The sequence below is a fragment of the Gymnodinialimonas ulvae genome (assembly GCF_037543845.1).
GTDB lineage: Bacteria > Pseudomonadota > Alphaproteobacteria > Rhodobacterales > Rhodobacteraceae > Gymnodinialimonas > Gymnodinialimonas ulvae.
In genome coordinates this window covers 267977-289905 of the sequence record NZ_JBBIFX010000001.1, presented here as the reverse complement: position 1 = coordinate 289905, position 21929 = coordinate 267977, and the positions used below count along the sequence as shown (strand labels likewise).

The window sequence follows — 21929 nt, the reverse complement described above, 5'->3', positions numbered from 1 at the left end:
TGGGGCGCAGATGGGGTTCCCAGGCACCTGGATGACGACAAGCGAAAGCATGGTGTACCGCGTGGTGCCCAAATGCGCCTGTTCGACCATCGGGCAGATCATGTATTACACCGACAACGGTGCGTTTTTCGACGGCGACATCCATGATGCCAAGGGCGGCATGCACAAATGGGCGTTCGAGGATAGCCAACCGTTGATCACCGACAATGTGACGGCGCAGAAAAGCTATGCGTTTACCTGTGTGCGCAACCCGTACACCCGGATCCTGTCGTCGTTTTTCGATAAGATCTGCGGCATTCAACGCAATGGGCGGCGCTATCGCGGGAACCTTGTGCCGCTGGTGATGCAGAAATACGGCATCGAGGTTGGCGGCGAGGACGGCAAGGCCGAGTTCGACCAGATCGCCAGTTTCCGGCGGTTTCTTCTGTTTGCGCGCGACACGATCCGCTGGCGGCGCCCAATGGACCCCGACATTCACTGGTCGGCGATGTCGGGCCATGTCTCCACCTTCATCGTGAACGGCGGGCGGTATGACCGGATTTTCTGGACCGAAGACTTTAACAACGGCATGCAAGACGTTCTGAATGCGACAGAAAATGCCAACCCAATCGCGCTGGATGACGTGCCGCGCTTCAATGAAAGCGAAGGTCACGGACCAAAACGCGCGCATCCGGTGGAGGATTATTTCGATGATCTGTCGATGCACTTGGTCTATGAAATCTACAAACGCGATTTTGAGCTGTTCAAATACGATTTTGCCGACCCGTCCAACAAGATGCCCATCGGCGAGATCGACCTCGATGAGGTGCACGCAAAACTGGGCGATTGATGCGCGTAAATGCGCGGCAATTAACGGACGCGCCCGACGGTTGACGGCGGAACAGGTGTCGCAAGCGCGCAATGGCGACCGTTGCCGCAAAGACGCAATAAAATTACCGCATTAACCCTATCGGCCAAGGTTTGTTGAACGAAAGCGGTGTGCCACGTACCGTTAATACGTTCGTAAGACTTTCTTATTTTGAGGCCGTCGTCATGTTTCGCGCCCCTATCCTGGCCTCCGTGGCCGCGTTTGCCCTTCTGACCACGCCGCTGACCGCTCAGGACGGAGACGTCGCCGCCGAGCGCGATGCGGCCTTCCAGGAGATGCTGGCAGATCCCTCCAACCGACTGCTGATGCAGCGCTATGCGCAGCTATCGGTGCAATTGCGCGATTTCGAGGCTGCGGCGGCGACGCTGGAGCGGCTGGTTGATCTTGAGCCGGAAAACACCGCGGCACGGGTCGAGCTGGCGATTGCGTATTTCGCCCTCGGGTCCTACGAGGTGGCCGATTATCACCTGTCGGTGGCGCTCTCCTCGGGCGCGCTGACCCCGCAGCAGATCGCGCGCGTGACCCGCTACCAGCAGGAAAGCGCGTCGCGCAACGATGGGACGGAGCTTGGCGGTCGGGTGCAGGCGGGCCTTGCCTATGCGCGCGACAGCGAGGAGACCGGCGCGCTGCTGAATGCGGCGGTGAACTTCCGCTTCGATCTGGGCGATGCGAATGTCACGATGTGGGCCACGGAGTTTGCCTACACCAATTACCAGCCCGACGATAACAGCCGCAACGCACGCCAGAGCGCGCGCCTGCGCACCGGGCCGGAACTGCGCATCTCGGGCGATGCCTATGGCCCCCGCGTGCAGCCGTATCTGCAGGTCGAATGGCTTGACCGCGACCCGACGCTGTCCATCGGCTACACCTCCGTGGCGTTGGGCGCGTCGTACCAGAACCCGATCAACGAACGCTTCACCGCCTATGCCGATGCGCATGTCGGGCGGGCCTCGGCAACCGAGACGACAGGCGTGGATTTCGAATTCCATGAAGCCGCCCTTGGCCTGACCTACCGCCCCTCGCGCGATACGCGGTTCCGGGTCACAACGTGGCTGGAGGAGCAGCGCGAGGTCGACATCACGAGCCCCGCGACGACCAACACAACCGGCCTGCGCCTGAGCGCGGAGCATGCGTTCAACCCCGCCTTCAGCAGCCTGCCCAACAGTTGGGTCGCGGGCGGATGGGCCGGATTGCAGCAGATCGACCGCGACATCGCCGGAAGCCTGACGGAAACCGACGAGACCTCGTTCGGGGCCTATCTGCGCGCGTTCGTGTTCGAGGATATCTATGTGGAAACCGCCGTCGCACAGGTCATGCAAGACAGCGTCACGGGCGGGCTGACCACCGAAACCGAGGAAAGCATCCTGTCGGTCCAATTGGGATGGGAGTTCTGATCATGGCGTTGAAATCCCTGCTTTTATGTGCCGCCGCAAGCCTGGCCATTGCCCTGCCCGCCGCCGCACAGAACATCGGCACCGTCGCCAGCCAGGAGCCGACCTTGCGCGGCACCCCGCCGGGCGGTGCGACCCGCGCGCTCGCGCTTGGCAGCGGCGTGGTGCAGGACGAGCGGATCGTGTCCTCCGCCTCGGGGCGCGGGCAGTTGATGTTCGTGGATCAGACGACGCTGTCGCTGGCGCCGAACACGACGATTGTGCTCGATGAATTTGTGTTCAACCCCGGCGGCACCGGCCAGATCGGGTTGCAGATGACCGAAGGCGCGCTGCGCTTCATCGGTGGCACATTGAGCCGCGATCAGGAGGCCACGGTGGCCACGCCGACCGCGACCATCGGCATCCGGGGATCCTCGGCGCTTATCATTCACGAAGCCGGGCAGACCATCGCGATCTTTCTGGCCGGTGAGCGGCTGTGCCTGACCAACCGGGCGGGGCGGCAGGTCTGCACCAGCCGGCGGGGCGGGGTTCTGACCGAGGAGGGCTATCTCGGCCGGGTTGCGCCGAATTTCATGGCCGCGACATTGCAATTGATCGACGGCGTCCCGCGCACCGGCGGCGGCGGCGGCGGCGGCGCGGGGCTTGGATCGGGCGTGAACGCGCCCAACCCGTCGGACCGTGGCCCGGTGTCGACCACGGGCGAGGAATTCGACCCGCAGATTTTCCAGGATGATTTCACCGCCGAGGATTTGATTGAGTTCCTGCCCGGACGCGACCCGAACGGCGACGGCACCACGAGCACCGCGCCCGGTGGCGGCACGGGCGGTGGCGGCACGGGCGGCGGCGGCACGGGTGGCGGCGGCACGGGCGGCGGCGGTACGGGCGGCGGCGGTACGGGCGGCGGCGGCACGGGCGGCGGCGGCACGGGCGGCGGCGGCACAGGTGGCGGCGGCACGGGTGGCGGCGGCGGCGGCGGTATCACCGTTACGTCGGTTGACGTTACGTCGATTTCGACCGGGGGCGCCACGATCACGACCACCACCACGACCTTCTCGGACGGCAGCATAACGACGCTGGTGTGCAATTCGCTCGACCCGGCGCCCGGGTGTTTCTGAGGATGATATGAGCCGCCGCCCCTAAGGCGTTTCGGTTTGAATCTGCGTCAGCATATCAAACCGCTCCGCCCGCGACGGCTGGTTCGCGACGGTTCGATGGTGCGCGCGTTCCGAGACACCTCGATGTCTGGGGGCTGCCTCGAAATGCTTTCGCGTCAGGCCCGGCGCGCGCACGGGCCTTCCTTGTTTCAAAAATACTCAAAAAAAAGCCCAAAGCATTCGGCAGAAATCCTGACCAACAGCTTCTGGCCGAGCGCCGTGCGGCATATGCGCGTCGCGCCCGGCCAATCGCTGATGGCTCAGGTCAAAGGCAGAACGCTCTAGCGTTTCGAGGTTGCGAAAAACGCCCCCGTCCAGTCCGCTGGCGGGGGCGTTTTGCGATGCTCCGCGATGCGGTCCAGGAACAGCTGCGCCAAAAGCGCGGTGTTGCAGAACGGCGCGTTGAGCTTGGCGACACGGGCAAACCCGGCCTCCGCCCCTGCCCAATCGCGCGCGACATAGGCCGCGCGGGCGGTCTGCATCGCTCCGGCAAAGGCCTCCGCCCCGTCACTCATCCGCGGCAGCACGGTCGAGACCTCCACGGCATTGGCAAAGCCCTTCACCGCGATCAGGTCGAGCCCCACCGCAATGAGGTGATCGGGGCAGGCCGCGACGGTCGCAGGCCCCACGCAATTGCGCGTGCCATAGATGCGCGTCAGACCTTCGAGCCGCGCGGCCAGCGTCACGCTGTCGCCGATGCAGGTGTAGGAGAGCCGGTCGCGCGAGCCCATCAGCCCCACCGACGCGGGCCCGGTGTTGAGCCCGACGCCGAGGTTGATGCGTGGCAGGTTCTGAGCGGTGAGGTGGAAATTCGCCTGCTCGGCGGCGTCGTTCACGGCGCTGAGCGCGCCCAGTGCCGCCGCCGCGTGATCGTCGCGCGAAATCGGGGCGTTCCAGAAGGCCATCACGGCGTCCCCCATGAACTTGTCGATGGTCGCGCCATGATCGACGAGGGCCTCGGCCACGGCGCTCAGGAATGTGTTGACCAGCGTCACAACGCGGTCGGGCGGCATGCCTTCGGAGACAGTGGAAAAGCCGCGCATGTCGACGAACATCACGGTCAGATCGCGCTCCGCGCCCTCGGGAGTCAGGGCGGCGTTGGGGTTCTTTTCGATCTCGGCGATGAGCGGCGGCGGCAGGAAGCGGGCGAAGCGTTCGCGGATCGAGCGCCGCGCGCGTTCCTTGGCAAGATAGCCGATGGTCGTGCCGGGCAGGTACACAAGCACGCTCGTCAGCACCACCATCAGCGGGTTGAACAGCACGCCCGCCTGCATGAAGGCCAGAAGCCCGCCCGCCACCGACCCGCCGCCAAAGCCAAACGCCGCCGCAAGCCCGAGGACCGGGCGTTCGAGGCGGTTGAACACGGTCAGCGCCATCCCCGAAAGCGCCACCAGAAGGATTTCCAGCCCGCGCATCCAGTCGGGCCGGGTGAGGAATTGCTGCGCAATGACCTGCTCGATGATCTCGGCATGGAGCGTGACGCCCGCGATCTGCCCGTCAAGCGGCGTGGCGCGGATGTCGAACAGCCCCTGCGCCGAAGAGCCGACCAGGACGATGCGCCCCGAAAGCCGCGCCTGCAGCGCCGGGTCGATGCCATCGGCCTCCAGCAGGGCCGCGACGGGGGTGACGCGCTCGGGCTGGTAGCCGGAGAAATAGATCCGGAAACGCCCATCGGCCTCCAACGGGAAGCTGAGCACGCCGGTCTGCATCGCGGTCGCGGCAATGGTGCCGCCGGATATCTCGCCCGAGCCCTGGCTGGTCTTGAGGACATGGCCGCCCGCGCCCTGCGCCACGCGCAACAATTCCGCCGACAACGACGGCACCAGAACGCCGCCGAAATCCGACACCATCGGCACCGACCGGGTGATGCCATCGGCATTGCGCCCCAGGCTGATCGTGCCAAGACCGGTGGCGGCGGCGGTGAGTTCCGGCAGGTTGCCGATGGCGGCGGGATAGCGGGTCAGCGTGGTGGGCACCTCGCCGGTGACGGCAAAGCCCACAAGCGGTTCGGCCGGGTCGCCCTCAAGCCCGCCTGCAAGCGACAGGACAACCGCGCCGCGCTGCATGGCGGCGGCAAAGCGCGCGTCGTGGGGCTCGAGCCCCAGATCGGGCAAGGCGGGCGGAACCTGATCGGAGAACCGCACCCAGGAATTGACGATCAGATCGGGGGAGGTGCGATCGGGCTCGGGGAACAACACGTCATACCCCACCGCCGCCGCCCCATGTTCAAAGAGCCTGTCCGTCAGTTCAGCCAGATAGGAACGCGGCCAGGGCCATTGCCCATAGGCCTCAAGTGCGGCCTCGTCGATATCGACAATATGGACCGGCGCGTCGGCATCATAGGGGCGCGGTTGGATGCGTTGATAGCCGTCAAAGATCGCATCGCGCGCCCGGTCGAGGATCGGCGGCGGAAACGCCGTCAGCACGACCATCGCCAGCGTCACCAACAGACCCAGCGCCAGGCTCAGCCGCGGCACGGGGCGGCCTTTTCGCGCAGGGCAAGGGGGATATGCGGGTCGGATTGGGGCACGCGCGGTCTCCGGGTCGGGCGGGTCTGTCGCGCGACATTGGCCGAATTTTCCTGTCGTCGCAAACCCTTCGCCTGTCGTTTATGCGTTTGACAGGGCGCGGTGTTGCGCGCGAGATTGCGGGAGGCACGCGCGCCCCTTTTCCGCTGCAGAGGACAAGCAGCCATGGACCTTACGATCTGGACGGCGTTTGGCCTGCTGGGGGTCATCCTGTACCTGACCGCCTACGGCGCGTTGCAGCTTGGATTTTTGCGCGGCTCTTCACCGGTTTACACGATCCTCAACTTGCTGGCGGCCAGTTTCGTTCTCTTCTCGTTGATGGAGGCATTCAACATGTCCTCGCTGCTGATCCAGGTGTCGTGGATCACGCTGTCGATCATCGGCCTGGCGCGGATGGCCTGGGAGCGCAGCAGCGCGCGGTTCACCGAGGCCGAGCGGGTCCTGCTCGGCCGCCATTTTACCACCCTGCCCCCGCATCTGGCGCGCAAGTTGCTGCGGCTGGGGCGGTGGCAGACGGTCAGCCCGGGCACTGTCCTGACGCGGCAGGGCCAGCCGGTGCGTGAGTTGATCTATCTCGGCAGCGGGCAGGCGCGGGTCAGTGCACATGGGGCAACGATGACGCATCTGGGAACCGGCGCGTTGATCGGGGAGGTCACGATCATGCACGGCGCGGAGGCGACGGCGGATGTGGAGATCGCGCAAGAGGCGCATATCTTCAGCCTTCCGCGTGCGGCCCTTATCCGGGAATTGCAGGCCGATCACGATTTCGCGCTGGCGGTGGCGGGCGCCTTGCAGATCGAGGCGCAGCGCAAGCTGGACGCATCAAACCGGGCAAAGGCCGAGGGGCGGACGGATCAGGGGGCGGCCGCATCCATGGGCGCCGAATAGGCCAGTTTGCGCGCCAGCTCGCGCCCGAAGAGCGCCACCATCGCATTGTTGAGCGCGGGCGAGCGGGCCATGCGCCGCTTCAGCGCCGCCGCATCCATGCGCAGCACCGTACCGCCATGGGGCAGGCTGACCGTGGCACTGGAGGTCTGGCCGGTGAGAAACGCGATCTCGCCCACAAACGCGGGGCCCGCGATCGGAAAGCTCTGCCCCTGTTTCGCGATGTGGAGTTCGGAGGTGAAGACCAGCATCAAGTCCCCGACCCCTGCCCCTTCGCGCGTCAGCACGGCCCCCGGCGCGGCCTGTTCGCGGGCCATCATCTTGCGCAAGCGGCGAAACTGCCCCGGCGTGAGCGTCGGAAACAGTCCGAAGACCTCGCGGTCATCCGGCGTCATGCGCCAGGTCGTGCGCTCCAGCAGGATCGCCGCGATCAGCACCACGTTGATCCCCAGAAGCGCGATGTTGGAGACCACCGAAGGCACGATCGGATCGGCGCGGAACAGGTAATAGCCCGCGTCGCAGATGAAGCCGCACACCACCAGCGTACGCAGGCGCAATTCGTCGCGCACCGCAAACCCCGTGAGCTTGAAGACGAGCCCGATCAGCAACAGCGCCAACGACCCGTTGCCGACCATCACACCGTCGAAGGCATCCCCCACCCGCGCGGCCCCTTCAGATCAGGCCCGCTTCCGCGAACACCGCCTTGAGCGGGCGTTTCGGGCGCGGTCCGACATGGGCGATGACCTCGGCGGCGGCGGCCACGCCCATCCGCGCGGCCCGCTCCATCGTCTGGCCCGTCGCCATGCCGTAAAGCATACCGGCGGCGAATTGGTCGCCCGCCCCGGTCGCATCCACGGGCGTCACGCGGGTCACCGGCACCTCGACCCGCGCGCCGCAGTGGAGCGCCACCACCGGATCGCCCGAGCGCGTGCAGACGACCGTTTCGCAAACCTCGGCCGCCTGGCGCAGGGCAGCGTCCAGATCGTCGGTCTGATATAGCGACAGCCATTCGTCTTCGTTGCCCAGGGTGATCTCCATCTCTTCCGCGATCAGGCGGCGGAAATCATCGCGGTGGCGGTCGACGCAGAACGGATCCGACAGGGAAATCCCCGCCTTGCCGCCGCCCTTGTGGCAGGCCTGCGCGGCGGCGGTGAAGGCGCGTTTGCCCGCGTCCTTGTCGTAGAGGTAGCCTTCAAGGAACAGGAACCGCGCCGCACCCGCAACGGCCACATCCACGTCGTCTTCATCAAAATCCGCGCCCGCGCCGAGGTAGGTGTTCATCGACCGCTCGCCATCGGGCGAGACGAAAATCATCGAGCGCGACGTCGGCGGCACATCGCCCGAGACCGGCGGATTGGGAAACGCGATGCCCTCGTCCACCATGCCGCTGGCGTAGAACCGGCCCAGCGCGTCGTCCTTCACCTTGCCCAGAAACGCCGTCTTCAGGCCCAGCGTCCCCGCGCCCGCGACCGTGTTGGCGACCGACCCGCCCGGGGTCTGCACCCGGTCCTGCATCGCGCCATAGAGGATCTCGGCGCGCTCGCGTTCGACCAATTGCATGATCCCTTTTTCGATCCCCATGTTGTCGAGGAAGCTGTCGTCACCATGGCTGATCACGTCGACAATCGCATTGCCGATGCCGACAAGGTCGTAGGTCTGGGTCATGTGCGGGGTCCTGTTGGGGATGGTTTGATGGGTGTCTAGTGGCTTGGATGGCGGCTCTCAAGGGTGTTGGGGGATTGCGTAAGGGGCGTGCGGTGAGGGGGCGCTGCCCCCGTCCTTCGGACTCCCCCGAGGTTTTTTTGGCAAGATGAAGATGCGGCGTCTGGCCAGCGGGGCGCGCTTTTGGAGGGAGCCAGTACGGATGCCGTCGGGGGCCGGTTTCAGGCGGTCTTGTCTTCGAACGGGCACAGGTCGCGGATCAGGCAGGCGGCGCATTTCGGCTTGCGAGCCACGCAGATGTAGCGGCCATGCAGGATCAGCCAGTGATGCGCATGCAGTTGAAATTCTGCCGGAATATTGTCTTCGATCTGCCGCTCGACCGCGTCCACATCCTTGCCAGGCGCGATCCGGGTGCGGTTGCCGACGCGGAAAATATGCGTGTCCACGGCCTGCGCCGGGTGCTTCCACCACATGTTGAGCACCACATTCGCGGTCTTGCGCCCGACGCCGGGCAGGCTTTGCAGCGCCGCGCGGGAGGACGGGACAACGCCGTCATATTCATCGACGAGAATTTGGCTCAACTTGATGACATTTTTCGCCTTGTTGCGGAACAGACCGATGGTCTTGATGTGTTCGATCACGCCCGGTTCGCCCAGGGTCAGCATTTTCTCGGGCGTGTCCGCGATCTTGAACAGCCCCGCCGTGGCCTTGTTCACACCCGCATCCGTCGCCTGCGCCGAGAGTGCGACGGCGACCACCAGCGTATAGGCGTTGACGTGGTGCAACTCTCCCTCCGGGTGGTCTTCCGCGTCACGAAAGCGGGTGAAGATCTCGTGGATCGTGCGGTAATCGAGGGGTTTTTGCGCTTTTGCCATGGGCTCTTTTGGCGCGGGATGGCGGGGGCGGCAAGCCCGGTTCACCAGATCTTAGGTGTTTACCCCTATCCCAAGCGGCGTCCCGTTGCACAAGGCCCGCCCGCACCGTTTCCCATGACCTACAGCTTTCAGATCATCTCGCCACAGGCCTTGTACTACAATTCGGCCACCGACACGTTCGACCTGATAGCGAATTATGATCCGAATGTGCACAACCTGGTCGTCACCGTGACGGATGATGATGCGACCATGGACTCCAGCGGCGACGGCAACCAGACCGCCGTCATCACGGATATGAGCGGCAATGTCGTGGCCTCCGGCATCATTGCCGTGCCGATGTATGCCGCAATCAACGTCAGCGCCGATGGCAACACGAACACGGGCTATGTCGATCGGATCGAAGTGGACAACGTCCGTTATGGATATTCTACCTCCGAAACGCTGACACCGGGCTCCAGCTATCCGTTTATGGGCGCCAGTTCCTATGACGATCCACACAGCTATTACGAAAACAACAGCGTCGCGCAGGGGCAGCCATCCGCGCCCTGCTTCGTCTCCGGCACGATGCTTTTGACCCGCGACGGGATAATGCCGGTGGATTGGATCACCGTCGGTCATGATCTGTGGACGCAAGACAATGGCTGGCAAGCGGTGCGGTGGCGCGGCCGATATCCGTGCAGCGATCGGCCGGGTTTTCCCAGGCCGATCCGGATTGGGCCCGGCGCGCTTGGCCCCGCAAGCCCCGCCGGGAGCTTGCGGGTTTCGCCACAACATCGCATTCAACTGTCCGGCCCCGTCATCGCGCAGCTGTTCGGTGTGCAAGAGGTGTTCGTGGCCGCCAAGTTCCTGCTTGGCTGGCCCGGCGTATCCGAGGATGGGATGCATCGCGACGAGGCTTACCACCATCTGCTTTTGGATCGTCACGAGGTTCTGAGCGGGGACGGGGTCGGTCTGGAAAGCCTTTATCTCGGCGCGCAGATGGAGTTGCGCGAAACCGCGCCACCACCCCGTCTCGCCCGCGCGCTCGCGGCGGGCCACCGGCAGACCGCGCGCCTGTGCCTGACCGCGCGCGAGGTGAAGGCTCTGCCGCGGGGCGGGTTTGCCTGCACCCTCACCCCGCCGCCGCAAAGCCCCGAAATCCACGCCGAAGGGCCCCTGATTGGCACAGGTTGAACTTGCCGGGGTCGCCTCCAAAGTCCTGATATTTCGTACAGGCTTTCCTATTTTTAATGTTTTCAATTACTTAATCCCCGGTAGCACGCGTGCTATCCCGGGCGCAAACAGAACCGCAGCTTCCGGGTCGCGCCGTGCCTTTGCACCGCCTAGATTGCCGTCCAAGGAGATGCGCCCATGACCAATCACGCCCCCCTGGAAACCGCCCCCAATGACCCCGCTCGCACCGAGCCTGGCGGCAGCTACCACTTCGAGGTGATGCGCCGCGCGCTCGACCTGATCGACGCCGATCCGCATCAATCGCTCGACGATCTGGCCCGCGCGCTGCATATGAGCCCGGCGCATTTTCAGCGCACCTTTTCGGGCTGGGTCGGTGTCAGCCCGAAACGCTATCAGCAATACCTGACCCTCGACCACGCGCGCCGCCTTCTGGCCGACCGCTTCACCGTGCTCGACACCGTAGGCGAGACGGGCCTGACCTCGGGCGGGCGGTTGCATGATCTGTTCATCCGGTGGGAAGCCATGAGCCCCGGCACCTATGCCTCGGGCGGCGGGGGGCTGACGATCCGCTGGGGCTGGTTTGACAGCCCGTTCGGCCCGGCGCTGGTGATGGCGACCGACAAGGGCATCTGCGGCATCGGCTTTGCGTCCGAGACCGGCCCCGAGCCCGCGATGGCCGATCTGCGCGGCCGTTGGCCCAACGCGACCTATGTGGAGGACGCGACCGCCATCAAACCCCTGGCCGACGCGGCGTTCGGCGCGGGCGGCGACGTGCAGCTTGCCCTGATCGGCGCCCCGTTCCAGATCAAGGTCTGGGAGGCGCTTTTGTCCATCCCCACCGGCCACGTCACCACTTATTCCGAGATCGCGGGCGCCATTGGCAAACCCCGCGCAATGCGCGCCGTGGGCACCGCGGTGGGGCGTAATCCGATCAGCTGGCTGATCCCCTGCCACCGCGCGCTGCGCAAGTCCGGCGGGCTTGGCGGCTACCATTGGGGCCTGCCGGTCAAACGCGCGATGCTGGCCTGGGAAGCGGCCAAGACGGAGGATGGCGCCGCCTGAGCACCGGCTCGCTCATGGGCAGCCATGGCCCGATTTCCCCCTTATCGCGCGGCGCACGCTCGGCTATAAGGGCGGCCAAAGCCCCACGGGAAACGGGGGAAACGGCAAGCAAAGGCAAGACATGGCATATCTTATCAAACCTCTTCTTCTGGCCAGCGCGGGCGCCCTTGCGCTCTCTGGCTGCGTCAGCAACGCGCCGCTTACAGCGGATCCGAACGCGAACCGCACCCGCGACGGCGCGGTGATCGGCGGCATTCTGGGCGGCTTCTTGGGTGCCACGGCCGATGACGACAACCAGGGGCGCAACGCCATCCTGGGGGCCGCCGTTGGCGCGGCTGCGGGCGGGGCCATCGGCAACGCGCTGGATCGGCAGGCGCAAGACCTGCGTGGCTCGCTCAACAACAGCCAGATCCTGATCGAAAACACCGGCTCGGAATTGATCGTGACGATGCCCGAGGGCATCCTGTTCGACATCGATTCCGCTGCCATTCGCGCCGGTCTTCAATCGGATCTGCGGGCCCTGGCCAGCAACCTGAACCAATACCCCAACACCGATGTGATCGTCGAAGGCCACACCGACAACACCGGCTCGGCCGGTTACAATCAGGACCTGTCGACCCGCCGTGCGCAAGCGGTCGCGGGCGTCTTGCTTGAGGCCGGTGTGGCGCCGTTCCGGGTCCGCTCGCTCGGGCGCGGCGAGGATGATCCGGTCGCCACGAACCTGACCCCGGAAGGACGTCAGCAGAACCGCCGCGTCGAGGTGATCATCCGGCCCCGCTAAGCGGTCGCTCTACCCGATTGAAAGGCCCGCCACGATCGTCCGTGTGCGGGCCTTTTTCGTGTCGGCCCTCCCCAGAACGACGATGGACATGGATGGACAAGTGGTAATACCATTTGACCAGTTCAGGAGGGCACCATGCCGTTTCAACGGATCGAGGCGGAGAAGCTTTCGCATTCCGTCGTCAAGCAGATCGAAAAGCTTGTGCTGCGCGGCATCTTGCGGCCCGGTGACAGGCTGCCGTCGGAGCGGGAATTGAGCGAGCGGCTTGGGGTATCGCGCCCCAGCCTTCGCGAGGCGATTGCCGATCTGCAGGCGCGCGGCCTGTTGGCGACACGGGCGGGCGCGGGCATCTATGTGGCCGATGTGCTCGGCTCGGCGTTTTCGCCCGCATTGGTGGAGCTTTTGGGCTCACACGAGGATGCGATTTTCGACTACATCGACTTTCGCAAGGACCTCGAAGGTATCGCGGCGGAACGCGCGGCCATGCATGGCTCGGACACCGATCTGAAGGTGATCGATACGATCCTGCAGAAGATGGAAGTGGCCCATCGCAAGCGCAATCCGTCCGATGAGGCGGAGTTGGATGCGGAATTTCACCTGGCCATCATCGAGGCCAGTCACAATGTGATCTTGCTGCATATGATGCGGGCCAGCTTTGACTTGTTGCGCCAAGGCGTGTTTTACAACCGACAGCAGATGTTCAAGAACCGCACGACGCGCGACATGTTGTTGGACCAGCACCGGGCGATCAATGACGGCATTCAGAGCCGCGAACCGGCGGCCGCAAAGGCGGCGGTGATGGCGCATCTGGATTATGTGAGCGAGGAGCTGGAAGCGCTCAAGGCCTCGACCAAGAACGAGGAGATCGCCCGGTTGCGCTATGAACAGGAGCGCGCACGCTAAGGCATTTCGGTTTGAACCTGTTTCAGCATATCAAATCGAAGCGCCCGCGACGGTTGGCCCGCGATATCTGGCCCGCGACGGTTCGATGGTGCGCACGTTCCGAGACAATCTGATGTCTCAGGTTTGTCTCGAAGGGCTTTGGGGTGACAGGCGGGCGCATTCAGCCCCCCGCTCACCCTAATCCGCGCTGCCCCCAGCGAAGGCGTTGCCGTTTTGCCAGTCGCACGGCGCATCCTGCATCTCCAGGTGCAGCCGGTCGCCGGTGTAGCGATTGGCGCGGGCCAGATCCTCGTTGAGCGTGATCCCGAGGCCGGGGGTTTCGGGGGCCGCCAGGAAGCCGCCTTCGACCTTGGGGCGACCGGAGACCAGCGCGTCATGGAAGGGCGTCTCGATGGCTTCGACCATCAACAGGTTGGCGCAGCTGACGCCGAGATGCACATTGGCGGCCCATTCCACCGGCCCGGCGTAGAGATGCGGGGCCAGTTGCGCGCCCGCGGCTTCGGCCAGCGTGGCGATTTTCTTGCCCTCCCAAATCCCGCCCGCGCGGCCCAGAGCCGGTTGCAGGATCCGCGCGCCGTAGCGCAGTGCGAGGGCAAATTCGCCCTTGGTGGTCAGCCGCTCGCCGGTGGCCACGGGGATGGAGGTCTGCGCGACGACCTCGGCCAGACCGGGCAGATTGTCGGGCGGGATCGGCTCTTCGAACCACAGCGGATCATGCGGCTCGATGGCTTTGGCAAGCCGAATCGCGCCGCCGGGGATAAATTGGCCATGGGTGCCGAACAGCAGGTCGGCGCGCGTGCCGACGGCGGCACGGATGGCCTTGCAGAACCGCGCCGAGAGGTCGATGTCGGACAGTGCGGGCATGTGCCCGCCGCGCATGGTATAGGGCCCGGCGGGGTCGAATTTCACCGCCGTCCAGCCCTCGGCCACGCGGGCGGCGGCGGCCTCGGCGGCGGCGTCGGGATCCACCCAGAAACCGGTCGGGTCGTGATGCGCATCGGGATAGAGGTAGGTGTAGGCGCGCAGGCGGTCGTTCATACGCCCGCCCAGAAGCGCCCAGACCGGGCGGTCGCGGGCCTTCCCGAGGATGTCCCAGCAGGCCATTTCGAGCCCGGAAAACGCCCCGAAGACGGTCGGGTCGGGGCGTTGCGTGAAGCCCGAGGATTGTGCTCGGCGCGACATCAATTCGATGTCTTCGGGAGACTGGCCGTGCATGTGGCGCGCGAAGACGTCGGTGATGACCGCCTCCATCGCCTGCGGGCCGACGCCGGCGGCGTACACCTCGCCCAAGCCGGTCATGCCGCAGGCCGTGCGCACGCGCACGATCAGCCAATAGCGTCCGCCCCAGCCGGGCGGCGGCGGGGCGACAGGGAAGATTTCCAGGGCGTCGAGCTTCATGGCAGATGGTCCATTGGGGGGCCAGCCCCCCAATCCCCCCGAGGTATTTCGGACCATTGGAAGAAGGGGAGCGAAGGCCGGTTGGCGTTCAGAACACGATCACATTGCGCCGGGCCTGACCGGTGTTGGTGTCGGCGATGGCCTCGTTGATCTGATCGAAGCTCCAGGTGCGCGAGACCAACTCGTCGAGTTTCAGGCGGCCCTGGGCATGCAGGTCGACCATCCAGGGAATGTCGCGTTTGAGGACGATTTCACCGAGATAGGAGCCGCGAATGCCCTGCCCGGTGGCCGCGAAAATGACCGGCTCATAGGGGGTCGTGTCGCCGGTGTGCGGCATGCCGACGGCATAGGCGGTGCCGCGCGGGGCCAGCAGGCGCAGGGCCTGTTCATAGGCGGGGATGGCGCCGACGGAGACGAAGACGTGATCCGCGAGGTGGCCGCCGAGGATCGTCTTGAGCGCCTTGTGGGGCTTGGGGTCGGAGGCCAGAAGCGTGTCGGTTGCGCCGAATTCAAGCGCGTCGGCGAGTTTCTTTTCCTCAAGGTCCATAGCGACGATCCGCGCCGCGCCCGCAATGCGCGCGCCCTGGATCGCGTTAAGCCCGACGCCGCCCGCGCCGATCACGACGACCCGGTCGCCGGGGCGGACCTGAGCCGTGTTGATCGCGGCACCCACGCCCGTGGGCACACCGCAGGCCAGAAGGCAGGCCACTTCGGAGCCGATATTGTCGCCGATGGGGGCAGTCTGGCTGGGATCGACGACAACCTTTTCGGCAAACGCGCCGCAATTCATTGCCTTGGTCACGGCGCGGCCGTCGGTGCGGGTCAGCACCGGCGCCTCGGGCGCATTGCCCGAGCAATACATCGGCTGCGCGGAGGCGCAGGAGGCGCAGCTTCCGCAGGATTTCGCCAGTGTCACGATGACCCGGTCGCCGAGCGCGAGGCTCGTGACGCCCTGCCCCAGCGCGGTCACACGGCCCGCCGCTTCGTGACCATAGACCGCCGGCAGATCGCCGCCCCAGGCGCCTTCCATATAGGAAATGTCGGAATGGCAGATCGCCACGGCATCGAGGCTGACCTCGATCTCCCCCGGACCGGGGTCGCGCAGGTGGAGTGTTTCGATTTTCAGCGGCTCGCCATGGGTGTGACAAACAGCGGCGCGGATTTCCTTGGGCATCGGCCCCTCCCGGTTTTTCGTGACTTAACCATCGCGCGGGGGCCGGGTGCAAGCGGGCAGGAACGCGTCACGCGGAGGTTTGTCTGCGACCTTGCCGTGAAGTGATCGGGTGCGGGAAAGGCTTGCGCGCGGGGGGGCGAATGTCGGAGATGGGGTCATGGATGTGCTGAGTTTCGATGATGTGCGCCTGCATGTGCAGGTCGATGGCCCCGCGGACGGCCCGGCGGTGGTCTTTGCCAATTCGCTGGGGACGGATCTGCGCCTGTGGGACGGTGTGATTGGGAACCTGCCGCGGGGCCTACGCCTGATCCGGTATGACAAGCGTGGTCATGGCCTATCGACATGCCCGCCCGCGCCCTACGCGATGGGCGCGCTGGTGCGAGATGCGGAGCGGGTGATGGAGGCCTTGGAGGTGCGCGATGCGGTCTTTGTGGGGCTGTCGATTGGTGGGCTGATCGCACAGGGGCTGGCGGCCAAGCGGCTCGATCTGATCCGGGCGGTGGTTTTGTCGAACACCGGGTTCAAGATCGGCACGCGGGAGATGTGGGACGAGCGGGTTGCGACCGTGCGCGCGGGCGGCCTGCCGTCGATGGCCGACGCGATCATCCAGCGATGGTTTTCGCCCGGTTTCCGGGCCTCGGACGCCGCATCGCCGTGGCGGCGGATGGTCGAGACCTGCCCAGAGGAGGGGTACGCGGGCTGCAGCGCGGCGATTGCGGGCAGCGATTTCTACAGCACGACATCGGCGTTGCGCCTGCCTGCGTTGGTGATTGCGGGCGACCGCGACGGGGCCACACCGCCGGACATGGTGCGCGATCTGGCCGATCTGATTCCCGGGGCGCGGTACGAATTGATGCGCGGCGTGGGGCATTTGCCCTGCGTGGAAAGACCCGAGGATTATGCGGCGCTTCTGTCCGGGTTTCTCAAGGATATCGGACATTTGCCATGAGTGTATCGCCCTTCGACAGCGCCATGCACCGGCACCTTTTCGGCGATGGGGAGGTGGCGCGGCTGTTCACCGACACGGCCGAGGTGCGCGCGATGATGTTGGTGTTGGGGACACTTGCCAAGCTGCAGGGCGAGGCCGGGGGGATCCCGCAGGTCTCGGGCGCGTTTTTGCATCGCGCGGCGATGGAGGTGCAGATCGATCCGGACGGGTTGGGCGGAGCCAATGGCGTGGTGATCCCGGAGCTTGTCGCCGCGTTTCGCAAAGCGTTGGATGCGCCCGAACATGGGCAATATCTACATTGGGGCGCGACGAGCCAGGATATTCAGGACACGGCCCTGATACTGCGGATGCGGCAGGTTCTGTCGCTGATCGAGGGGCGGCTGAAGGCGGCGCTCGACCGATTGGCGGACCTGGCCGAGGCGGAAGCCGACACGCCGCAAGTCGCACGGACCTATGGGCAGGCGGCGGTGCCGTCGAGTTTTGGGGCGCAGGTGGCGGCATGGGGGTGGCCGGTGTTGCGGCTTTTGGAGCGATTGGCGGCGTTGCGCGGCCGTGTGCTGGCGGTGTCGTTAAGCGGCGCGGCGGGTACATCGAGCCGGTTGGGTGACGACCCTGCAGCCCTGCGTGCGGGCTTGGCGGAGGCCTTGGGCCTGGCCGATCCGGGCGCGAGCTGGCATACAGATCGCAGCCGCATCCTTGAGCTTTCCCAATGGCTTGCGGATGTTTCTTCATGCACGGGAAAGCTTGGCCAGGATGTGTTGACCGGCGCGCGATCCGACATCGGCGAGCTGCGGCTCTCGGGTGCCGGGAGCTCTTCGACCATGCCGCAGAAGCAGAACCCGGTGGCGGCTTCGGTGTTGGTCGCGCTGGCCCGCTTCGCGCCTGCGCAACTGGCCGTTCTTTCCCAACCCCACGGCGAGGCGCGCGACGGTGCGGCGTGGTTTGCCGAATGGCTGTCGCTGCCGCCGCTGGCGATGGCGGCGGCGCGGTCCGCAGCCCTCATGGTCGAAACGCTCGACGCGCTGACCCCGGAACGCGCCGTGATGGCGGCGCGGATCGACGCAGGCCATGGCACGCTGCATGCCGAAGCGCTGTCTTTCGCGCTGGCCCCGTCGCTGGGGCGTCCGACCGCGCAGGCGGAGATCAAACGGCTGATGCGGGAGGCCATCGACAGCGGCACCGCCCTGCCCGATCTTGTGGCGCGCGCCTATCCCGATGTCGCGCTGCGCGAGGGGGCCGATCTGGGCCAAGCCCCGCAGGAGGCGCGCGCCTTTGCCGCCGCCGCCCGCGCGGTGCTTTAGCGCCGGTGTAATGCCTCTTGCCGCCTCGTGTGTGTCAATCTAAGTTGACACGACCCCCGCGAGAGCCCGATGCGCCTTCCAACCCTCTTCATCCTGATCACTGTCACCATCGACGCGATGGGTATTGGCCTGATCCTGCCGGTGATGCCGGACCTGATCGCGGAGGTGCGCGGCGGCACGCTGGCACAGGCGGCGGCCTGGGGCGGGGTTCTGTCCTTTGCCTATGCGGTGATGCAATTTCTGTGTGCGCCCGCGCTTGGCAACCTGTCGGACCGCTTTGGACGGCGGCCTATCCTGTTGATTTCCATGGCGGTTCTGGCGTTGGATTACATGGTGATGAGCGTTGCGGGTACGATCTGGCTGTTGTTGATCGGGCGCATCATCGCGGGCATCGCGGCGGGCACCCATGCCACCGGGCTGGCCTATATGGCCGACATTTCACCGCCCGAGAAACGCGCGCAGAACTTCGGCCTGATCTCGGCGGGGTTCGGAATGGGCTTCATCCTTGGCCCGTTGGTGGGCGGCCTTCTGGGCGGGCTTGATCCGCGCGCGCCGTTCATCGCCGCCGCTTGCCTGGCCGCCGCGAATTTCGCCTTTGGCTACTTCGTTTTGCCCGAAAGCCTGCCGCAAGATCGCCGCCGCCCGTTCCAGATCCTGCGCGCCAATCCGATCGGCGGGTTGATCATGATCGGCAAACTGCCGGGTATCGTGTTTCTGCTGTGCGTGATGTTGGCCTACCAGACCGCGAATTTCGTCTATCCGGCAATCTGGGCCTATTACACGCAGGCCGCATTCGGGTGGAGCACCGGCATGGTGGGCTTTTCGCTGGCCATTTACGGGGTGTCGATTGCCATCGTGCAGGGTGGGTTGATCCGCCCGGTCCTGGCGCGGTTGGGGGAGGTGCGGGCGGTCTATTTCGGCCTGATCCTGAACACGGCGTGCCTGGTGCTTTATGGGCTTGTCGGCCAGGCCTGGATGATTTGGGTGCTGATACCAATCTCGGCCTGCGGCGCGCTTGTCGCCCCGGCGATGCAAGGGGTCATGAGCCGTGCGGCAGGCGCGGACCAGCAGGGCGAATTGCAAGGTGTGTTGTCCTCGATCTCGTCATTGTCGATGATCCTGAGCCCGGTGATGATGACGCAGGCGTTCTTCTGGTTCACCCGCGATGGCGCCGATCCGTTCCTGCCCGGCGCGCCGTTTCTTGTGGCGGCGATCCTGATGGGGCTGGCGTTTGCGATCTTTGCAACCACGCACCGGGGCCTGGCGCCCGCCAAGGACGCGGCTTAGGCCTCCGCAAGGATCTGCGCGTAAAGCGCCGCGTCCACGTTTCCGCCCGACAACGTCGCGATCACCGGCCCATCGGCCAGCACCGCGCCATGGTATAGCGCCGCCGCCAGCGCCACCGCACCGCCCGGCTCCACCACCAGTTTCAGGCAGTTCGCGGCGTGGCGCATGGCGGATTTCGCCTCCGCGTCGGTCACGACGATGCCCGGGCCGCAATGCGTGGCCATGATCGGGAAGGTCATATGCCCCGGCGCGCGCGTGATGATCGCATCGCACAGGCCGACCTCGGGGCCTGTGTTGGCCACAATTTCCCCCGATGCCAGCGAGCGGGCCACATCATCGAAGCCCTCGGGTTCGACCGGGCGCACCACCATGCCCGGCGCGCGATCGGCCAGCGCAGTCGCGATCCCCGCCGTCAATCCGCCGCCGCCACAGCAGGTCAGCACGGTGGCCGCGCTCACGCCAGCCTCTGCCGCCTGTTCGGCGATTTCGAGGCCGCAGGTCCCCTGCCCGGCGATGACCATCGGTTCATCGAAGGGTTTCACCAGCGTCAGCCCACGCTCATCGCGCAGGGCTGCGCCGATCTCTTCGCGGCTTTCCCCACCGGCGCGATCATAAAACACCACCTCGGCACCAAGCGCGCGGGTGTTGTCGATCTTCAACGCGGGCGCATCGCCGGGCATCAGGATCACCGCTGGCACGCCATGCATTCGCGCCGCAAGCGCCACGCCCTGCGCATGGTTACCCGACGAAAACGCCAAGACGCCGCGCGTGCGCAGCTCCGGCTCCATCGCCGAGAGCGCCGACCAGCCGCCGCGGAATTTGAACGAACCGGTGTGTTGCAGCACCTCAGCCTTCAGAAACACCCGCCGCCCCGCGATTTCGTCGAGGAAAGGCGACGACAGCAACGGCGTGCGCCGCACGATGCCCTTGCCACGTTGCGCTGCGGCTTCGATGTCGGCGATAGCGGTCATGCGATTTGGTCCAGAACTGTGTCGATCACGGCCTGCGCGCCCGGCTCGTCGAGGAACGGCACATGGCCGCGATCCGCCAGATCGACAAAGGCCATATCGGGCCGCCGCCGCCGCATCTCGGACGCCGTCTCGCACGCCAGGAGGTTGGAATTTGCGCCCCGGATCAGCCCGAGCGGCAGCCCGTCCAGCGCGTCGAACAGCGGCCACAAATCCGGTGCCTTGAAATCAGGCGCGAAGGCGGGCGCGACCGCATCGCGCAGTTTCGGATCATAGCGCAGGTGCAGCCCCTCCGCGTCCTCGCGCCAGATCCGGCGCACGAAATCGGCCCAGGTCGCGGCAGGCACGTCGCGAAACGCGCGCCCGTAAGCTTCGGGCATGGCCGTCGCCGCCTCCGCCAACGTGGCAAAGGCGGGCGGTTTGCCGATGTAATCCATGATCGCCGATAGGCCCTCGCCCATGATGTCGGGACCGATGTCGTTGAAAATCACCCCAGACAACCGCGCGCGTGCCGTCACGGCCAGCATCAACGCAACCAATCCGCCGCGCGATGTGCCAAGGATGCAAACCTTGTCGAGGCCGAGATGGTCCAGAAGCACGACCACATCCTGCGCTTCCTGCATCGGCGTGTAGGTGGCAAAATCCGCATGATCCGACGCACCGCGCCCGCGAAAATCCATCCGTATGACCCGCGCGCGGTCATTGTAAGCGGCCAGCACGGGTTCAAAATCGTCCATATTGCGCGTGAGCCCCGGCAAGCACAAAAGCGCGGCCCCCTGCCCTTGGTCATCATAGGCCAGCTTTACGCCATCGGCTGCCGTCACAAAATCCATCACGCTACTCCCGCAATCTGCGCCACACCGGTCAGGTCCCTCGCGACCCGCCCGGGCTGCGCGCCCAAACGGTCCACCGGCTCCCCCGCGCGGTTCACCCACAACGTGTCGAACCCATAGGCCGCGGCAAACGCCGCATCCCAGCCATTGGACGACACGAACAACACCTCAATCGGCGCGCATGCGAACCGCTTGCCGACCATGTCATAGACGCGCGCATCCGGCTTGAAGGTGCCGACCTTCTCTACGCTCAACACCGCATCTAGATCGCCATCGATCCCGGCACTGTCCACAGCCCCCTGCAACATCTCGGGCGACCCGTTCGACAGGATCGCCGTTTGCAAACCACCGCGCTTGAGCGCCGCCAACATGGACGGGACCTCCGGATAGGCCGCCAATTGCCAATAAAGGCCAAGCAAAGCCTCCCGCAAATCGGCATCCGCGCCGAGACCCGAGCGCTCCAACGCCCAATCCAGGCTGTCCTGCGTCACCTGCCAGAAATCGCAATGATCCCGCGCCACCGCGCGCAGCCAGGAATAGGCGAGCTGTTTCGCACGCCAATCGGCGGCCACCTGCTGCCAAACGGCCGCGAAACCATCGCGCCCCGGCACTTCGGCCAGAGACCGCGCCGCCGCCGCGACATCAAACAATGTGCCATAGGCATCGAACACACAGACCTCGAATTGCGCCATCATCGGCCCTCCCGCGCATCAGCCTGACACGGCGTGCAAAGCGCG

The 21929-nt window shown here is 65.7% G+C and carries 21 protein-coding genes; 12 read left to right on the top strand and 9 right to left on the bottom strand.

What is annotated here, in order from left to right; genetic code table 11:
• Positions 1-10 precede the first annotated feature (10 nt).
• The 4 genes from V8J83_RS01355 (at position 11) to V8J83_RS01340 (ending at position 3698) form a co-directional block, all read left to right on the top strand.
• Positions 11-829, top strand: a complete 819-nt coding sequence (locus V8J83_RS01355) for a sulfotransferase family protein (protein ID WP_339982662.1) — start codon at positions 11-13, stop codon at positions 827-829.
• 203 nt (positions 830-1032) lie between these two features.
• A complete protein-coding gene (locus V8J83_RS01350; RefSeq protein WP_339982661.1) occupies positions 1033-2262 on the top strand; it encodes a tetratricopeptide repeat protein in 1230 nt (409 codons plus the stop codon).
• 2 nt (positions 2263-2264) lie between these two features.
• The gene (locus V8J83_RS01345) at positions 2265-3374 is read left to right on the top strand and encodes a FecR family protein (protein WP_339982659.1); all 1110 of its coding nucleotides are present in this window, start codon (positions 2265-2267) and stop codon (positions 3372-3374) included.
• Between the two features lie 36 nt (positions 3375-3410).
• Positions 3411-3698 carry a hypothetical protein gene (locus V8J83_RS01340; RefSeq protein ID WP_339982658.1) on the top strand — a complete coding sequence of 96 codons (288 nt, stop codon included), beginning with the start codon at positions 3411-3413 and terminating at the stop codon, positions 3696-3698.
• Here the strand turns inward: V8J83_RS01340 and V8J83_RS01335 are convergent.
• On the bottom strand, positions 3695-5890 hold the full coding sequence (locus V8J83_RS01335) for a CHASE2 domain-containing protein (protein ID WP_339982656.1): 2196 nt from the start codon (positions 5888-5890) through the stop codon (positions 3695-3697). The two genes, V8J83_RS01340 and V8J83_RS01335, sit on opposite strands and share 4 nt — an antisense overlap.
• A 216-nt stretch (positions 5891-6106) precedes the next feature.
• On the opposite strand from V8J83_RS01335, the gene V8J83_RS01330 reads away from it, so the two are divergent.
• On the top strand, positions 6107-6829 hold the full coding sequence (locus V8J83_RS01330) for a Crp/Fnr family transcriptional regulator (protein WP_339982654.1): 723 nt from the start codon (positions 6107-6109) through the stop codon (positions 6827-6829).
• Here the strand turns inward: V8J83_RS01330 and V8J83_RS01325 are convergent.
• The 3 genes from V8J83_RS01325 to nth all read right to left on the bottom strand — a co-directional run bounded on the left by V8J83_RS01325 (position 6796) and on the right by nth (position 9363).
• Entirely contained in the window at positions 6796-7485 is a 690-nt protein-coding gene (locus V8J83_RS01325) for a cyclic nucleotide-binding domain-containing protein (protein WP_339982653.1), read from the bottom strand. The two genes, V8J83_RS01330 and V8J83_RS01325, sit on opposite strands and share 34 nt — an antisense overlap.
• 13 nt (positions 7486-7498) lie before the next feature.
• On the bottom strand, positions 7499-8491 hold the full coding sequence (locus tag V8J83_RS01320; protein ID WP_339982652.1) for an adenosine kinase: 993 nt from the start codon (positions 8489-8491) through the stop codon (positions 7499-7501).
• Positions 8492-8709: 218 nt separating this feature from the next.
• The gene (gene nth / locus V8J83_RS01315; protein ID WP_339982651.1) at positions 8710-9363 is read right to left on the bottom strand and encodes an endonuclease III; all 654 of its coding nucleotides are present in this window, start codon (positions 9361-9363) and stop codon (positions 8710-8712) included.
• A 114-nt stretch (positions 9364-9477) separates the two neighbouring features.
• Here nth and V8J83_RS01310 point away from each other — a divergent pair, with 114 nt between their 5' ends.
• From V8J83_RS01310 to V8J83_RS01295, 4 genes are all read left to right on the top strand, one after another.
• A complete protein-coding gene (locus tag V8J83_RS01310; protein ID WP_339982648.1) occupies positions 9478-10536 on the top strand; it encodes a Hint domain-containing protein in 1059 nt (352 codons plus the stop codon).
• A 177-nt stretch (positions 10537-10713) separates the two neighbouring features.
• Positions 10714-11598: a methylated-DNA--[protein]-cysteine S-methyltransferase gene (locus tag V8J83_RS01305; protein WP_439649745.1), complete on the top strand. Its 885-nt coding sequence runs from the start codon at positions 10714-10716 to the stop codon at positions 11596-11598.
• Positions 11599-11719: 121 nt separating this feature from the next.
• Entirely contained in the window at positions 11720-12379 is a 660-nt protein-coding gene (locus tag V8J83_RS01300; RefSeq protein WP_339982646.1) for a YiaD family glycine zipper/OmpA-like lipoprotein, read from the top strand.
• Between the two features lie 135 nt (positions 12380-12514).
• A complete protein-coding gene (locus V8J83_RS01295) occupies positions 12515-13282 on the top strand; it encodes a FadR/GntR family transcriptional regulator (RefSeq protein ID WP_339982644.1) in 768 nt (255 codons plus the stop codon).
• 177 nt (positions 13283-13459) lie between these two features.
• Here the strand turns inward: V8J83_RS01295 and V8J83_RS01290 are convergent, their stop codons facing one another.
• Both V8J83_RS01290 and V8J83_RS01285 read right to left on the bottom strand, forming a co-directional pair.
• Entirely contained in the window at positions 13460-14680 is a 1221-nt protein-coding gene (locus V8J83_RS01290) for a mandelate racemase/muconate lactonizing enzyme family protein (protein ID WP_339982642.1), read from the bottom strand.
• Positions 14681-14768: 88 nt separating this feature from the next.
• Positions 14769-15854, bottom strand: coding sequence for a Zn-dependent alcohol dehydrogenase (locus V8J83_RS01285; RefSeq protein WP_339982640.1), 1086 nt, complete (start codon positions 15852-15854; stop codon positions 14769-14771).
• A 157-nt stretch (positions 15855-16011) separates the two neighbouring features.
• Between V8J83_RS01285 and pcaD the strand changes: the two genes are divergently transcribed.
• The 3 genes from pcaD to V8J83_RS01270 all read left to right on the top strand — a co-directional run bounded on the left by pcaD (position 16012) and on the right by V8J83_RS01270 (position 19391).
• On the top strand, positions 16012-16803 hold the full coding sequence (gene pcaD / locus V8J83_RS01280) for a 3-oxoadipate enol-lactonase (protein ID WP_339982639.1): 792 nt from the start codon (positions 16012-16014) through the stop codon (positions 16801-16803).
• Positions 16800-18104: a lyase family protein gene (locus V8J83_RS01275; RefSeq protein ID WP_339982637.1), complete on the top strand. Its 1305-nt coding sequence runs from the start codon at positions 16800-16802 to the stop codon at positions 18102-18104. The genes pcaD and V8J83_RS01275 overlap by 4 nt, the downstream gene beginning before the upstream one ends.
• 69 nt (positions 18105-18173) lie before the next feature.
• The gene (locus V8J83_RS01270) at positions 18174-19391 is read left to right on the top strand and encodes a TCR/Tet family MFS transporter (protein WP_339982635.1); all 1218 of its coding nucleotides are present in this window, start codon (positions 18174-18176) and stop codon (positions 19389-19391) included.
• Here the strand turns inward: V8J83_RS01270 and V8J83_RS01265 are convergent.
• From V8J83_RS01265 to V8J83_RS01255, 3 genes are read right to left on the bottom strand one after another with little or no spacing between them, the layout of a single operon-like run.
• Positions 19388-20362, bottom strand: a complete 975-nt coding sequence (locus tag V8J83_RS01265; RefSeq protein WP_339982633.1) for a threonine ammonia-lyase — start codon at positions 20360-20362, stop codon at positions 19388-19390. The genes V8J83_RS01270 and V8J83_RS01265 overlap by 4 nt on opposite strands.
• Complete coding sequence (locus V8J83_RS01260; RefSeq protein WP_339982631.1) at positions 20359-21192, bottom strand: alpha/beta fold hydrolase; 834 nt, start codon at positions 21190-21192, stop codon at positions 20359-20361. The genes V8J83_RS01265 and V8J83_RS01260 overlap by 4 nt, the downstream gene beginning before the upstream one ends.
• Entirely contained in the window at positions 21192-21887 is a 696-nt protein-coding gene (locus tag V8J83_RS01255; RefSeq protein ID WP_339982629.1) for a haloacid dehalogenase type II, read from the bottom strand. The genes V8J83_RS01260 and V8J83_RS01255 overlap by 1 nt, the downstream gene beginning before the upstream one ends.
• Positions 21888-21929: the final 42 nt, after the last annotated feature.

Coding starts and splice junctions, on each gene's coding strand:
- V8J83_RS01355 (WP_339982662.1), top strand. CDS start 11: ATGGGGTTCCCAGGCACCTGGATGACGACAAGCGAAAGCATGGTGTAC.
- V8J83_RS01350 (WP_339982661.1), top strand. CDS start 1,033: ATGTTTCGCGCCCCTATCCTGGCCTCCGTGGCCGCGTTTGCCCTTCTG.
- V8J83_RS01345 (WP_339982659.1), top strand. CDS start 2,265: ATGGCGTTGAAATCCCTGCTTTTATGTGCCGCCGCAAGCCTGGCCATT.
- V8J83_RS01330 (WP_339982654.1), top strand. CDS start 6,107: ATGGACCTTACGATCTGGACGGCGTTTGGCCTGCTGGGGGTCATCCTG.
- V8J83_RS01320 (WP_339982652.1), bottom strand. CDS start 8,491: ATGACCCAGACCTACGACCTTGTCGGCATCGGCAATGCGATTGTCGAC.
- nth (WP_339982651.1), bottom strand. CDS start 9,363: ATGGCAAAAGCGCAAAAACCCCTCGATTACCGCACGATCCACGAGATC.
- V8J83_RS01310 (WP_339982648.1), top strand. CDS start 9,478: ATGACCTACAGCTTTCAGATCATCTCGCCACAGGCCTTGTACTACAAT.
- V8J83_RS01305 (WP_439649745.1), top strand. CDS start 10,714: ATGACCAATCACGCCCCCCTGGAAACCGCCCCCAATGACCCCGCTCGC.
- V8J83_RS01300 (WP_339982646.1), top strand. CDS start 11,720: ATGGCATATCTTATCAAACCTCTTCTTCTGGCCAGCGCGGGCGCCCTT.
- V8J83_RS01295 (WP_339982644.1), top strand. CDS start 12,515: ATGCCGTTTCAACGGATCGAGGCGGAGAAGCTTTCGCATTCCGTCGTC.
- V8J83_RS01290 (WP_339982642.1), bottom strand. CDS start 14,680: ATGAAGCTCGACGCCCTGGAAATCTTCCCTGTCGCCCCGCCGCCGCCC.
- V8J83_RS01285 (WP_339982640.1), bottom strand. CDS start 15,854: ATGCCCAAGGAAATCCGCGCCGCTGTTTGTCACACCCATGGCGAGCCG.
- pcaD (WP_339982639.1), top strand. CDS start 16,012: ATGGATGTGCTGAGTTTCGATGATGTGCGCCTGCATGTGCAGGTCGAT.
- V8J83_RS01275 (WP_339982637.1), top strand. CDS start 16,800: ATGAGTGTATCGCCCTTCGACAGCGCCATGCACCGGCACCTTTTCGGC.
- V8J83_RS01270 (WP_339982635.1), top strand. CDS start 18,174: ATGCGCCTTCCAACCCTCTTCATCCTGATCACTGTCACCATCGACGCG.
- V8J83_RS01265 (WP_339982633.1), bottom strand. CDS start 20,362: ATGACCGCTATCGCCGACATCGAAGCCGCAGCGCAACGTGGCAAGGGC.
- V8J83_RS01260 (WP_339982631.1), bottom strand. CDS start 21,192: ATGGATTTTGTGACGGCAGCCGATGGCGTAAAGCTGGCCTATGATGAC.
- V8J83_RS01255 (WP_339982629.1), bottom strand. CDS start 21,887: ATGATGGCGCAATTCGAGGTCTGTGTGTTCGATGCCTATGGCACATTG.